Raw genomic sequence first — 13,590 nt, forward strand, 5'->3', positions numbered from 1 at the left:
ATCCATCAATTATTTACTGTTACTTTCTGTTTTTTGATTCGCTACAGGCTTCTCAAGCAGCAGTCTCCTGAGCCAGAGAATCCTTACCCTGCCATCCCATCAGTCTGGCGATAACGGCAAGTGCCAGAACCAGTCCGAAGGCAAAGGTTGCAAAGGCAAACCAATAAATAGAATCGAACTTTCCGACACTCGCTTCTGCCAGATCATTAACCAGAGCAGAAGCACTACCGGAACCCACTACCATTCCCAGCGACATAGCTACCAATCCGGCCACCAGCAGTCGACCGCCTGGGTCCATTCTGGCCTGCAGTCCCTGGTAGTAAGGAATGGCAAAACTGAAACAGAAATTAAAAAGACTCAGCGCAAACAGATAACTGTTGCTGCTGGAAAGACTGAACATCATCAGAGCACTGATAGCGGCACCGCCAACGCCCACCATCATGCAAAGCGTATATCCGGGTCGAACACTCATGACCGTAGCTAATAACGCAGCCAGGAAACCAGGAATCATACTGGCTCCCAGAAGCATTGAGGCGTCCTTGTCATCCATGCCCAGACTGAGACCGATGACTGAGGAGAAGTTCCAGATGGCCACGGCACCGGCGTAAAACAAGGTATAGGAAAGCAACACTAATAAAGAGTTGCCCTTGTAAAGGTCGCTTAGGGCCTGATCACTGTAATCTGTATCATCTCGCCCCAGGTCATTCATTTGAACAGGAATCCAGCTCTTCCAAACCAGAATGAAAAAGGCCCAGATACCGGCTAAAATGAAAATACCGCTCAGCCCAATCAGGTCTGTAATATAGGGCCAGGTTATCAGGACTATCACAGCAAACAGGTAGGCCGTCACCATGGAAAGTCCAAACCAGCGATCCGCATCAGAAAGCCGGCCAATCATGGCGATACCCGCAGCAAAAAGAACCCCGGCCGGGAAGCCTGCAAGTAAACGAATGGCTACGACAAAATCAGGGTGATGAATCAAACCGGTGAGAATTTCACACAAGCCCACCAGAATCAGGCAAGTGACCAGCCACTCCCGGAGTTTGATCCGATCTATCATGACCATGAAGACAACCACACCAATCAGCGAACCTATTGATTGTGTGAATGTTGTATAACCGGCCTGCTGTTCAGTCATTCCCCAGTCGGACACCATGGATCCAACGAACTGTGTTGCATAGACAAGGTACATACTGCCAACACCGGCCAGCATGATCGCCATGAAGAAGGTTTTCCAGAGAGTTTCTCTAGGCATGGTGCCACCTGTTTATTGTTATTCGAGGGTAGAAATAAGCATCTGATAAAGACTTTCTGACCTTGCTCTGCACACTATTTAGGAAATGCATTCACATCAAGCAGAGCAAATAGAGTTGTCACAAGGGTGGCCTGTTTACCCCCCTTTATGGCCCCTTGATCCATTTCATCTCTGATTCAGCAGGCTAATAATTGTCATGCCAGTGCAACATACAAAAAGAACAAGCAGTACAGGCCTGAGGCAGTGACCTGAGTAAGAGAAAAATAACAATAAAACAGACAGATGGACCTCAATATGCGTAAGCCCTTTCATTACAAGGCTCTGTATACTGCTATAGCCCTTGCGACCCCGATAAGCAGCCAGGCTCTGATCCTGGACTTCGATAATCCGGAAATACGAGGATATTTCGACACAACCTTCAGCTATAACACGATGTTTCGAGCTGAGAACCCAGACTTCAGACCGTCGGAAGACTTTCTGGCTAACGCTAACGATGGCTCCAGAAACTCAGAAAAAGGGGACCAGGTCTCCAGCATTTATAAAATCACTTCTGACTTTCAAATCGACTATAAAGAGTTTGGGGCTTTTATCAGGGCAACGGCCTGGTATGACGACGCCATAAAAGGCCAAAACCCTAAAGGTGACCCCAACATCTTTTCAAACAGCGGTACGGTAGATCGCTTTACTCGGGATGCTAAAAACAAGGCATCCGGCGGCAAAATTCTGGATGCCTATATCAGTTACAACTTTGATATTGGCACCCAGCCAGCCAATATCCGGATAGGCAGACAGGCGGTTAACTGGGGTGAAAGTATTTTTTATGCGGAAGGTCTGAATGTTATAAATCCGCTGAATATCGAGAAGTTCTCCCTACCAGGTACCTCCGTAAAAGAAGCGGTCATTCCTCAGAATATGATCTTCTTCCAGACTGGTATCACCGACGATCTCAGTCTTGAAGCTTATTATCAGCTTGAATGGCGTAAGGCTGAATTTGCTCCTATTGGAACATTCCTTACCCAGGAAGATCTTGACGGCCCGGGAAGTCTTGGTGGTATCGCTGACGTAAGAAGTATTTACTCCGGGTTGGCTAATCCAGCCGGAGGGACACTGCTGGATCTGCTTCCAACCGTCAACGGGACACCCGGTATTGTTTCTTTTGGCCGGGCAGGCAAGGAAATCGAAGCCAAAGACGATGGTCAATTTGGAGTTGCTTTCCGCTATCTTGCCGAAGATCTCGGCGGTACAGAATTTTCCGCCTATTTTATAAACTATCATAGTCGTATAGGATACGGACAATTGGCTGAAGCTTCATCCACCAATTCCTGCAGCAATGGCAACCCTTCGGCTAAGTTCTCAGCACTCTGTAATGCCTTGTATACCGTGCCAGGCCTCGGAGACTTCCCAGCTGCACCTTTTGCAAATTCACTGCAGTACCTGGACGACACCCGACTAAACAAGGTATTCCCTGAAGATATCCGGGTCTACGGTTTATCCGCTTCCGGTAATCTGGGATCAACCAACCTGGCCGCAGAAATCACCTATCGCCCCAATGTGCCCATCGAAACTGACAGCTCTGAAGCGGGAGCTCTACAAGCCGCAGCTCAACAACTCGTTCCTGGAGAAGATGGCTCAATACCCGGTGCTGCACCGGTAAACTACGGTGACCTTGGAACTATTGGTACTGGCGGTGCAGTGATCAATCAGTACAAACGTGGTGAGGTATACAGTCTGACCCTGAATGGTCTCCACTCTTTTGGTCAGCAGGGTATCTTTGAAGATGTTTCGCTGACAGCCGAACTGGCCAGTAACTTTGTACCCGGCAGCCTGATCGAAAAAGGTTCCTTTGCTTACATTGACCGTTTTTCCTGGGGTTACAACCTCTTCCTGCAAGGTCGTATCGCCAATATTCTGCCTAACCTGACTCTCTATCCTTCACTCTCTTTCAAGCACGACGCTGAAGGTAACAGTCGGATCAAGGTCAATCACTTTGTTGAGAATAGAAAGCAGGCATCTATTGGTCTCTCAGCTCTTTATAAAGGCCAGCTGGGTGCTTCGATCGCCTACAACGCCTATTGGGGCAATAAAGACGCTAACCCACTGCACGACAGAGACAATATAACTCTGGGAATCAGTTACAGCTTCTAAGACTTAATAAATGCCTATAGCGCAAAAAAATGCCTATAGCGCAAAAAATAATAAGAAAGAAAGGAATTCTCATGAAACATGCACTTTTAACTCTTGCCAGTATCGGGGTGTTTACCCTCGGACTGAACTCTGCGTCAGCCAATGTTGCAAAAAATGAGGTCGATCGACTGGGTAAAGATCTTACCCCGTTCGGTGCTGAAGCCGCTGGAAACAAGGATGGCAGTATTCCTGCCTGGACTGGTGGTATCACAACCCCCCCAAAAGGCTACAAAGGCTCAGGAACGGAATACATCAACCCTTTCCCGGACGACAAGCCACTGTTCACCATTGATGGGAAAAACTACAAGCAATATCAGGACAACCTGACGGAAGGCCAGATCACCATGCTGAAGTCGGCTTCCAGTGAGTTTGCCATCCCTGTGTACAAGACTCGTCGTACTTTTTCCGCGCCTGAAAGAGTGGTGAAAAATACTCGTAATAACGCAGTCTCCGCCAGCCTTGCAGATGGCGGCAACGGTATTCTGAACGCCTACGGTGGTGTGCCCTTCCCGATCCCTGAAAATGGTCTGGAAATTGTCTGGAATCACATTACCCGCTGGCAGGGTGTTACTTTTACGGAGACCAACAACTCCATAGAAGTCCATCCAGACGGCAACTATCAGGCGACCCAATACAACGCCTCCACGACCTATAACTTCTATGACCCGCAAGGCAACAAGGACTCTCTGGACAATATTCTGTTCTACACGCTGACAGAGTACACATGGCCAAACATGCTCGCCGGTAACCTCACTTTGATCCATGAAACACTGGACCAGGTATCCGAGCCTCGCCGGGCGTGGAACTACCTGCCGGGTCAGAGACGCGTGAGAAGAGCTCCAGGTCTTGCCTACGACCAGAGTGCCAGCTTCACCATTGCTGACGAAGCTGACATGTTCAACGGCGCACCCGACCGCTTTGATTGGAAGCTGGTTGAAAAGAAAGAAATCTACGTTCCCTACAACAGCTACAAACTAAGCAGCAAGTCATTAACTTACGATCAGATGCTGGCCAGCAGAACCGTTGACCCCAGTCTGACTCGCTGGGAAAAACATCGTGTCTGGGTGGTTGAAGGCACACTGAAAGACGGCATTCGTCACGTATACGGTAAACGTCGTTTTTATGTTGATGAAGACAGCTGGTCCATTCTGATTTCAGAAGCTTATGACAACCGCGGTGAGCTCTGGAAAGTAAATTATGCCCACACGATCAACGCTTATGACTTGCCAGGCTTCACCAATGAACTGGTCGTTTATCACGATCTGATCGCCAGAAAGTACAGCGTTGACTTCCTGGACAACGAAATCTCCACAACTCGTAACTTTGGGGCACCCAAACCGGCTATTTCCTACTGGAAGCCAGCCAACCTGCGTCGCCTTGGAAGACGATAAACCCATACAAAAACAAGGATAAGCATTATGTCAGCAGTCATCATCCTTGGAACCGGACTGGCGGGCTACACGCTCGCCAGGGAGTTCCGAAAACTGAACCAGACAACCGAGCTTAAACTGATCACGACAGACGACGGGAGTAATTATTCCAAACCCATGTTGTCTACCGGTTTTACCAAGGGGAAGTCTGCCGACGACCTGGCCATGCAATCGGCTGAATACATGGCTGAGACACTCAATGCCCAGATTCTGACGCACTGCAAGGTCAACGCCATCGACTCCGATGCTCATACCATAGAGCTGGACAGTGGTGAGACTCTGGAATACTCAAAGCTGGTGCTTTCGCTGGGTGCAGAACCCATTCGAATCCCTGTGGAGGGTAATGGCTCGGATAAAGTGTTTTCTGTGAATGATCTGAGCGACTACCGGATTTTCCGGGAGTCACTGCCTGAAAAAGGTCGTGTGGTTATCCTTGGCGCGGGTCTGATTGGTTGTGAGTTTGCCAATGATCTTAGGAATGGAGGGCACTCCGTCTCTGTTGTAGCCCTCTGCGAACAGTTAATGCCGGGGCTCATTCCTGAGGCTGCTGCTCAGGCTGTCCAGTCCTCTCTGGTTGATGAAGGCGTTGAGTTTTATCTGGGTCAAAGCATCCAGTCAATGACTCAGGAGCAAGACGAACTTACCGTTAAGCTGAGCTCAGGAGAGACCCTGAAAGCCGATCTGGTTCTGTCAGCTATTGGACTGAAACCAAGAACGGCTCTGGCTGCTCAAGCCGGGCTGGCTGTGAACAAAGGCATTCAGGTCAATCCATTGCTGGAAACCAGCCATCAGGATATCTATGCTCTGGGAGATTGTGCAGAAGTTTCCGGTCTGAACCTTCAGTATGTGATGCCATTGATGGCCTGTGCCCGGGTGCTTGCCAAAAACCTTTCTGGCAGCCCTACGGCTGTGAAGTATGGCCCCATGCCAGTGACGGTTAAAACACCAGCCTGTCCTCTGGTCACTGCGCCTCCGGCAACCTCTGCCCAGGGTACCTGGCAAGTCGAGCTGGATGGCCCTAATGTTCGAGCCCTGTTCACTGATGGCAAGGACTTACATGGCTTTGCCCTGACCGGAAGTATGACCTCAGACAAGGTTCAACTCACTCGCAGACTGCCTTCTCTTCTTTGAGAAGGTCAGTCGACCTTACAAAAAACTGTCTTGATTTCTGACCACTTGCTAATTATTGTTTTAGGCAAATGACTTCCAACAATAATTAAAAGTCAATGGATGTACAGTATGGTCTTTGAAGATCAGTCTTTGTTTCCAGGTAATGAGCTTTACCGAATCCATCAACTTCTGCTGGAAGAAGGCATCAGCCTGCAAAAGCTACTGCTGGGCACAGGACTCCCCGAGAGCTGCCTGACCAACCCGGAAATATTACTCTCCTGGCGTCAGTTCGACATGATCTACCGGAATGCCTTTCGACTCAGCCAACGTAAGGATATCGGTCTGCTGATTGGCAACTGTATGGATCTTACTCGCTGGGGTGTTCTGGGCTCCGCCATGAGCAGCTGCCTCGACATTAATCATGCCCTGGGTCTGGCCAATCATTATCGTGACTTTGTTCGCAGCCCTTTTGACTTTCCTATCATCCCTGTTAAAGGCGGTCTTCTAGTCGGGTTGAAACGCAGAAGCAATATTGAGTTTGCGGTCAATCAAAGCTTTGCCGCTGAAGTGATTCTTATGGGCACTCATGCTGTTATCGAGGATATGATTGACCTCCCCTTTCAGTTTCGGGAAGTTCGCCTGAGCTACTCGGCTCCTGAGTATAAGGAAAGCTATGAAAGACTCTTCCGATGCCCGGTGATCTTTGACAGCCATGAGACCTCCTACATCATTGACGATCGTTATCTGAACCTTCGACTGCCCCGAAGCAATCCGATCAATTATCGTATTGCCCGACAGCACTGTGAAAAGCGCCAGAAAAAGGTACAGTCCTACCGCCACGGTGATATCAAGGTAAGAATTCAGCAGGTACTGTCCTCAAGAGAGGGTCAATCCATTGATCTTGAGACAATGGCTGAAACACTGAATATGTCAGCCAGAACTATCAGACGTCGGTTGTCAGACGAACACACCAGCTACCGTGAGCTGGTGAATCTGGAGCGTAAAAGCAGGGCTTTGGATTACCTTCAGAATTCAGCGCTGGATTTCGAATCCATAGCGGCCTTACTGGGCTTTTCAGACACGGCCAACTTTCGAAAAGCCTTCAAACGATGGACAGGGCAAAGTCCCAGAGAATACCAGGAACAGCAGGGGAAACTGACCGCAACCCCTCTGGATTAATCCTCCGACCAGGACAGGCCGGAACAAATGGTGTTGTAGACCATTTGCGCAGACTGCCTTGGTGCTATCACGCCCTCATCAATGGCCTGCCAGGCTGACCAGATCAGATTATCAATGACAATCTCTGCCCACTCATTCTGAACCGTAACCGAGATCACACCTTCCTGTTTCAGACGGACAATCAGCCTCTGGATGCTCCCTCGCTGCTCCATATAAGCCTCTGCAATTTCGCAGTTTTTATAAGAAGCTCTCTCGCGATACAAAAAATGATAACGATCACCCAGGGGAATCATGGCCTCCAGAATTTCCAGCAATACTGCCTGGGCTGACCTTTCTTCTGACCAGAACGCTTCAACTGCGGCATTGGTTTCTTCTATCGCCTGAAGTGCCAGAGCATCGATCAGATCATCCCGGGTCGGAAAGTATCGATGAAGTGTCGTTCTTCCAATACCGGATGCTTGAGCAATATCAGCCAGAGATGCATTGGCTGTTTTTGCCAGTACCGCAATGGCGGTGTCCATGGCTTTTTTTCGAGTGGCCTCTTTTTTCCGGCTCAAGTGTCTGTACCTGTCACTACATGATTTCGATATTCATTGTCCGCATTTTTCACTCAACTTTAAAGGTGGCAGCCTTCTCAGATTCAAAGAAATCCTCTCGATGCTGCTGGAACATCCGACAAGCGAGGTACTGATGGAAATCCACCACCACTCTTTCCATGTCCACCAGCTTGCCTCCCTTCCCCTTTCGAGACTTCATCCCCTGCTGGACCCTTTCACAGATCCACTTATCTTCGGCAAAAAATGCCTCAGTAAAGGATTTGCTGGCCTTATCTTCACGCCCGTAGGACTTCTTGGTCATAAAGCCTGAGCGAATAACCGATTGTTCAGCATTCTCGGGCAAAATACAGAGCCAGCTGAGTGAGTCATAATCCATAATGGCGACCATGGAAGGCGGCAATGAAATCAGCATGTAATGATCATAAGCTTCCGGGTATTCGCCAGCCAGCCACTTCATAAACTTACTGGTGCTGTCTTTTATCTTGCCAGCCGTCAGCGTCCACTCTGTGCATCCGGCCACATAAAAACTCTCTTTGGAAGGTGTAACGGTTTCCAGAGTTTCTTTATGCACTTTGAACAGATGGTAACTCTCCATGGCATTTTCCATGGCCAGCTTCCAGTTGGCCTGCCAGTGTTCCATCTTGCTTTCTGAGCCATGTTGAAACTTTTCCGGCTCATAAACCGCCATGTACTCATCAATGCCACTGAGTCGTTCTGCAAGGGGTACCGGTCTCTCGGACAGATTAATAAACACCAGGCCCAGCCAGGTATCCAGATGGAACTCCGGCAAACAATGGGTCGACTTATCCACCGGGGTACTGCCAGGAAAAGGTACCCCCTTCAATTTCCCCTGATCATCGTAAGTCCAGGCGTGATAAGGGCAAACAATATTCTTTTCAACCTTGCCAAAGCCTTCATCCAATAGAGGTGTCCCCCGATGGCGGCAATTGTTCGACAAAACCCTTAACTGCTCATCTTTGCCACGGATGATGGCAATAGACTCCCCGGCCAGCGTCAAAGCAAAGTAATCTCCAGCTTCCGGCAGCTCATGCTCAGAACAAACGAAGACCCAGTCTTCAGAAAAGATTCGCTCAGCCTCCAGATCATACACCGATGGATCCTGATAAACCTTGAAAGGCAATGACTGAGCCTTTTCGAGCGTAGCGCTGGCGAGAGCCTCATACTGCTGCAACAGTTTGCTCATGGGAATCTCCGGATAGCAGAAAGTGATTTGGACTTATTGTGATTCTGACCGAAGACTACACCGGCTCCGACCGACTGGCCAGTCACTGAAAGACATTGTCGACTCAGCATTTTGAGAGGGCATTGATTTAAAAAATAAGATGCGCCATACCGGCAATCACAGGAAGGGTTACCAATGTTCGCAGAATAAAAATAATGAAGAGTTCCAGCAGCGAAACCGGGACTTTACTCCCCAATAAAAGAGCCCCGACTTCAGAGAGATAAATGAGCTGGGTCAGAGAAAGAGCAGCTATGACAAAACGGGTCATTTCATTGCTGATGGAGGCTGCAAGAATGGAGGGAACAAACATATCCGCAAAACCAACAACCATTGTCGTAGAAGCAAGTTTGGCTTCAGGGATTTGCAACAGCTCCAACAGTGGGACAAAAGGCAAACCCAGATAATGAAAAATCGGAGTGTACTCAGCAATCATCAAAGCCAATGTTCCGATGCCCATCACCACCGGTAATACACCAAACACCATATCAATGGCATTTTTGACCCCGTCTTCAGCTACCTGCAATGGACTCCCTGATCTGGAAGCCTTCTGTATAGCCAGACGAATCCCCCAGCTCAGACTTTTATAGCCTTCCGGGACAATCTCTTCATCTCCTGTTCTGGGTTCGCCGGTAATAAAACAATCTTTTTTACCTGAAAGAGGCGGCAGCCTGGGCACAATAACCGCAGCAACTACCCCTGCCAGACATACTGTTAGATAGAAAGGCGCAAACAAATGCTCAAGACCCACTTGAGCAATCACCACCAGCGAAAAGGTAATGGAAACCGCTGAGAAAGTGGTGCCGATCACCGCAGCTTCCCGCTGGGTATAGTGAGCGGTTTCATACTGTTTGCTGGTCATCAGGATGCCAACACTGCCATCTCCCAACCAGGAGGCAATGCAGTCAATGGCCGCCCTGCCCGGCAACCTGAACAACGGCCTCATGACTCGGGTCATCCAGGTGCCCAGCATTTCCAGCAGCCCGAAATTCATCAGCAAGGGGAGAAATAAACCGGCAAATATAAAAACAGCAAACAGGGTTGGCATCAGATCGTTCAGAACCATGCCTCCGGTGGAACTGGACCAGATCATTTCAGGCCCTGCCCTGAAGAAACTGATCAACACAAAGCACATTCCAGCAAGACGCACCAGGGTCCAGATAGGGCTGATATCAAACAACCCCGCCAGGAAAGGCCGATCCATTATCCAGGCTGGACTGAACAGTTTGGCCAGAAGGGTCAGCAGACAGGAAATAATCAAAACGGTGGTAATAATCAGTGGCAAGACATTGGCAAGGTTGGCTTTCAACAACCCCGCCAGGACAGCTACAGGAATAGTGAACTCACCTTGAATAAAGACAGGCGTGACAAACAGCAGCAACCCAATCAAGGAAGGGATCAAGAACCTCAACCAATGACTCAGGCTGGGCTTCTGCTGCTGATTGATGGCATTAAATGGCTTCATGGTGGCCCGGATTGAGTACTGGCTCCTGTTGAAAGAATTACTGGATTCTCCTAATTTCCCGGAGCTTATCAAACAGTCTGCGCTTGTCAGCTTCGCTCAGGTTACTGACATTCACCTGATTCAAAAAGTCCTGCCATTGACTGTCAGTGAATTGATGACCACTTTTTAAATAGTTACTGATCTCTATAGTGATCTCATTCCCAAGTTTCAGCAAGGCGGGTCGCACCACGGTGTTTAAATCCCGAGGTTCTCGATCAACCGATCGGGACAGCCAATCGGCCAGGTAGCGATACTGAATCGCTTTGGCTGCATCAATCTGGGCTCTAAAGAAACCCACGACAGATTCCGGATCCAGACCTTCGTCTCGGGCTTTCAAAGACGCTTTTTCCACTACGACATTTTCTCTGGGGATATCTTCCACCGGCTTTCCGGTTTGCTTTTTGAAAAGCGCCACATCTTCCATATAACTCAAACGCTCGTTAATCAGTTTGAAAATATCCGATGCCTCGGGACTGGCCCAGGCCACAGAAAAGGTCGTTAATACTCCAAATACCAACGCTGCAAGGTACTTCATCCCCGTTTGCTCCTGAAAAAGACTCAAATCAAAAGAATGGTTGTTATATAGATGACTGTTATTCAGCCTGCTGAGTTCCCGATATTCAGCATCCTTTAAAAACCAGCCTGCCGGGTACCCCCCTACCCCCCTCCAGAAAATGAGCAGAGCCAATAACTGTCAGTCAAACTAACCGTCTGGACAGTGTATTCCCCTCCCAATCTGAGAGGATATTCCCCAATACGAATGCTCGGATAGGGGGGAAGCTCTATGATGTTCTATACAGATCTGGCCCAAAGCTATGGGAAACGCTTTTCCAAAGCGGTGAAATCAGCGGGTGAAGGGGCTATGAAGACTGCGAGTGACAAAGTCAGTCACTCCAAATGGAATCCTTTTACAGGTAAAGGCAAGCCACAGGTTCGCACAGAGAGCCATGGTCAAAATGAGCCTCAGAAAACCCCTGTAAAAACCCGACCCACCCAGACTAGCGACAAAGCCGAAAAGAAACAGGCTTTGCAGACATTCAAAGCCAAACTGAGCTCTCTGCAAAAGCAATTCGCAGCCAGTCTGACAGGCTCTGATGAAAACGCAGCATCCACCGCATTAGATGCTAAAGAGCTTCTGAGAACGGCTCCTGGGCTTCTCAAAGGTCACGCTTCAGAAAAGCTGCTGAACGGTCATATTGATCGAGCCCAACGTGATCTCGAAACACCTCAGGATATGTCTGAGAAAGGCTCTCAAGACGTCATGACAGTACCTCTGGAAATGGCTATGGATCAGCTGAAGGGTGACATGGACACCCAGGAAGCCAAAGCTCGACAGACACTGACAGCCATGGCTGAAGTCAGACATCAGAGAAATTACTCCAGCCCAAGGTTTACCCCTCTGGAAGATGAAGTGGATTTCATGCAGGTCAGGGCCGAGGCTGAGCTTGAAGAAGAGCAAGCCATGCTGCAGCTGGAGAGAGATGCACAGGCAACCATTACCCGGGCAGAAGAGCTCAGGAAACTGGAACATGAGATCAGGGACCTGAACGAGATTTTCAAAAGCATGAGTCAAGTTGTTTATGATCAGGGACAACAGTTCGAGACCCTTGAATCCTTAATTGATAGTGCCGCTTTCTCTGTCCAGGAAGGTGTTAAAACACTGGATACCTGCGTGAAAGTAGACAAAAGCAATCACAAACTGGTTGCAGCCGTCGCGGCATCACTGGCCGTTCTCGGCCTGGTGGCACTGGCACTGATTATTTTCGTATAAACGCTCAGGTATCCAATATTTATAGGGGAGAACGCTCTCTTTTTGACCAACAATCAAAAGGATCTTTGTTCTCAGTATTCACTCACCAGGGATGGGTTAAAAGTATGGCTACACCAGCAGGCGATAAACCACATTCTTTTTTGACTCCGGACTGGAAGCCCTCTGGAGACAAGGAAGCTGCCTCTCATCCCAGGATGGGGCACAGAGGAGTCAGCACGCCTGCAGGAACGGGGTCAATAAAGCGCTCATCTTCTTTCCGAAACCTTCCTCAGGAAGTCGAGCAGGAATCCACAACGGCATCACCGTTTTCCAGAAGAGGCAGTTTTCGACTCTCTCACAAAGCCCGTAAAGAAGCATCTCCACAACTGGCTACTGTGCAGCCTCCGACATTACTGGATTCACACGAATATGTATTGCTTTGCCATATGCTCTGCGGACGCCTGACTGAGGACAAACTGGACGACATCCCTACAGAAGCCCTTGAACGCTTTACCCAGCAGGCGTTGCTTGACCTTAATTACATGCGAAACCAGGTTCTCAAAGCACTGAAGTATCTGAAAAAGATTGACCCGGAATACCGCCACATCGCCGCAGAGAAACTCGAAGGTCAGTTAAAAGCTTATGAATGGTTGGAAGACCCTTTTAAAGAATGCCAGGAAGTCTTTGAAGAAGGTAAGTATCGAATAGCTAATCATACCATCGCCGAGAAAATGGGAGACGAAGTCAACCCCTTCCAATTAAGCGTAACAACATATGACAAGCGTATAGCTCTGATTGAAAACTGGCATATGCTGCTGCGATACATGGAAGAGTGGCGAATTACCGTGCCTTCTATCGCTGAGCTGGCTGATAAGAAATTTACAGACCTGGAAGTATCCATGCCCGACCTGCAAACATATGGTCGAAGAGGGGCACTGTCTAACAAGGAAAAGCTTGAACAGCTGATGCAAGATATCAAACAGATGGAGAAGAACTGGAAGACCATCGAACAACTTGCTTTAAAGAAAGCCATGCCTGCCTTCTGGCCAACCGACCCTTATGATCAGCATTCCGTCTGTCTTCCTCATGAAACCAAGCCTCTGCCGTCTTGCCATGATTTGAAGAGCTTTCTGCCTAGCAGCCTGTCGGACTTGAACCCATAAACGCAGTTCAAGTAATTTCAGACTCTGACTATTCCGGAGAGAACTTATAAAACCCTCTCCGGCGCATTACATTTTCAACTTGTCCTTATGATTTTTCTCACTCTTGGCCTCAGATCAGCCCAATAGTGCCACAGATAAGTCGCCAACAAGACCAGTTCCAACCACTGCTCTTCATTCACTTGTTTCAGGCTGAACATCCGCCTCAAGTTATACGCAAG

General features: G+C 48.7%; 11 protein-coding genes. 6 read left to right on the top strand and 5 right to left on the bottom strand.

What is annotated here, in order from left to right:
- Positions 1–52: 52 nt before the first annotated feature.
- Positions 53–1,255: an MFS transporter gene (locus WG89_RS12005; protein ID WP_062266196.1), complete on the bottom strand. Its 1,203-nt coding sequence runs from the start codon at positions 1,253–1,255 to the stop codon at positions 53–55.
- A 294-nt stretch (positions 1,256–1,549) separates the two neighbouring features.
- Between WG89_RS12005 and WG89_RS12010 the strand changes: the two genes are divergently transcribed.
- The 4 genes from WG89_RS12010 to WG89_RS12025 all read left to right on the top strand — a co-directional run bounded on the left by WG89_RS12010 (position 1,550) and on the right by WG89_RS12025 (position 7,158).
- Positions 1,550–3,400, top strand: a complete 1,851-nt coding sequence (locus WG89_RS12010) for a DUF1302 domain-containing protein (protein WP_172806799.1) — start codon at positions 1,550–1,552, stop codon at positions 3,398–3,400.
- A gap of 71 nt (positions 3,401–3,471) precedes the next feature.
- Positions 3,472–4,830, top strand: a complete 1,359-nt coding sequence (locus WG89_RS12015; protein ID WP_216638477.1) for a DUF1329 domain-containing protein — start codon at positions 3,472–3,474, stop codon at positions 4,828–4,830.
- A gap of 27 nt (positions 4,831–4,857) precedes the next feature.
- A complete protein-coding gene (locus tag WG89_RS12020) occupies positions 4,858–6,000 on the top strand; it encodes an NAD(P)/FAD-dependent oxidoreductase (protein ID WP_062266203.1) in 1,143 nt (380 codons plus the stop codon).
- Positions 6,001–6,108: 108 nt separating this feature from the next.
- Complete coding sequence (locus tag WG89_RS12025; protein WP_062266205.1) at positions 6,109–7,158, top strand: AraC family transcriptional regulator; 1,050 nt, start codon at positions 6,109–6,111, stop codon at positions 7,156–7,158.
- Here WG89_RS12025 and WG89_RS12030 read toward each other — a convergent pair.
- The 4 genes from WG89_RS12030 to WG89_RS12045 all read right to left on the bottom strand — a co-directional run bounded on the left by WG89_RS12030 (position 7,155) and on the right by WG89_RS12045 (position 10,994).
- Entirely contained in the window at positions 7,155–7,715 is a 561-nt protein-coding gene (locus WG89_RS12030; protein WP_062266208.1) for a TetR/AcrR family transcriptional regulator, read from the bottom strand. The two genes, WG89_RS12025 and WG89_RS12030, sit on opposite strands and share 4 nt — an antisense overlap.
- 49 nt (positions 7,716–7,764) lie before the next feature.
- Positions 7,765–8,919 (bottom strand): aromatic ring-hydroxylating oxygenase subunit alpha, encoded by a 1,155-nt coding sequence (locus WG89_RS12035; protein WP_062266211.1) that lies wholly within the window; start codon positions 8,917–8,919, stop codon positions 7,765–7,767.
- Between the two features lie 127 nt (positions 8,920–9,046).
- The gene (locus WG89_RS12040; protein ID WP_062266214.1) at positions 9,047–10,420 is read right to left on the bottom strand and encodes a YjiH family protein; all 1,374 of its coding nucleotides are present in this window, start codon (positions 10,418–10,420) and stop codon (positions 9,047–9,049) included.
- A 37-nt stretch (positions 10,421–10,457) separates the two neighbouring features.
- Entirely contained in the window at positions 10,458–10,994 is a 537-nt protein-coding gene (locus WG89_RS12045) for a chorismate mutase (protein ID WP_062266231.1), read from the bottom strand.
- Positions 10,995–11,243: 249 nt separating this feature from the next.
- Here WG89_RS12045 and WG89_RS12050 point away from each other — a divergent pair, with 249 nt between their 5' ends.
- Positions 11,244–12,230, top strand: a complete 987-nt coding sequence (locus WG89_RS12050) for a Qa-SNARE family protein (RefSeq protein ID WP_062266217.1) — start codon at positions 11,244–11,246, stop codon at positions 12,228–12,230.
- Positions 12,231–12,334: 104 nt separating this feature from the next.
- The gene (locus WG89_RS12055; protein WP_062266220.1) at positions 12,335–13,372 is read left to right on the top strand and encodes a hypothetical protein; all 1,038 of its coding nucleotides are present in this window, start codon (positions 12,335–12,337) and stop codon (positions 13,370–13,372) included.
- The last annotated feature ends 218 nt before the right edge of the window (positions 13,373–13,590 follow it).

It is taken from the genome of Endozoicomonas arenosclerae, from assembly GCF_001562015.1.
Taxonomy (GTDB): Bacteria; Pseudomonadota; Gammaproteobacteria; order Pseudomonadales; family Endozoicomonadaceae; genus Endozoicomonas_A; species Endozoicomonas_A arenosclerae.

What these genes read in the sequence shown, in the direction of transcription:
- WG89_RS12005 (WP_062266196.1), bottom strand. Translation starts at nt 1,255, where the DNA reads ATGCCTAGAGAAACTCTCTGGAAAACCTTCTTCATGGCGATCATGCTG.
- WG89_RS12010 (WP_172806799.1), top strand. Translation starts at nt 1,550, where the DNA reads ATGCGTAAGCCCTTTCATTACAAGGCTCTGTATACTGCTATAGCCCTT.
- WG89_RS12015 (WP_216638477.1), top strand. Translation starts at nt 3,472, where the DNA reads ATGAAACATGCACTTTTAACTCTTGCCAGTATCGGGGTGTTTACCCTC.
- WG89_RS12020 (WP_062266203.1), top strand. Translation starts at nt 4,858, where the DNA reads ATGTCAGCAGTCATCATCCTTGGAACCGGACTGGCGGGCTACACGCTC.
- WG89_RS12025 (WP_062266205.1), top strand. Translation starts at nt 6,109, where the DNA reads ATGGTCTTTGAAGATCAGTCTTTGTTTCCAGGTAATGAGCTTTACCGA.
- WG89_RS12035 (WP_062266211.1), bottom strand. Translation starts at nt 8,919, where the DNA reads ATGAGCAAACTGTTGCAGCAGTATGAGGCTCTCGCCAGCGCTACGCTC.
- WG89_RS12040 (WP_062266214.1), bottom strand. Translation starts at nt 10,420, where the DNA reads ATGAAGCCATTTAATGCCATCAATCAGCAGCAGAAGCCCAGCCTGAGT.
- WG89_RS12045 (WP_062266231.1), bottom strand. Translation starts at nt 10,994, where the DNA reads ATGAAGTACCTTGCAGCGTTGGTATTTGGAGTATTAACGACCTTTTCT.
- WG89_RS12050 (WP_062266217.1), top strand. Translation starts at nt 11,244, where the DNA reads ATGATGTTCTATACAGATCTGGCCCAAAGCTATGGGAAACGCTTTTCC.
- WG89_RS12055 (WP_062266220.1), top strand. Translation starts at nt 12,335, where the DNA reads ATGGCTACACCAGCAGGCGATAAACCACATTCTTTTTTGACTCCGGAC.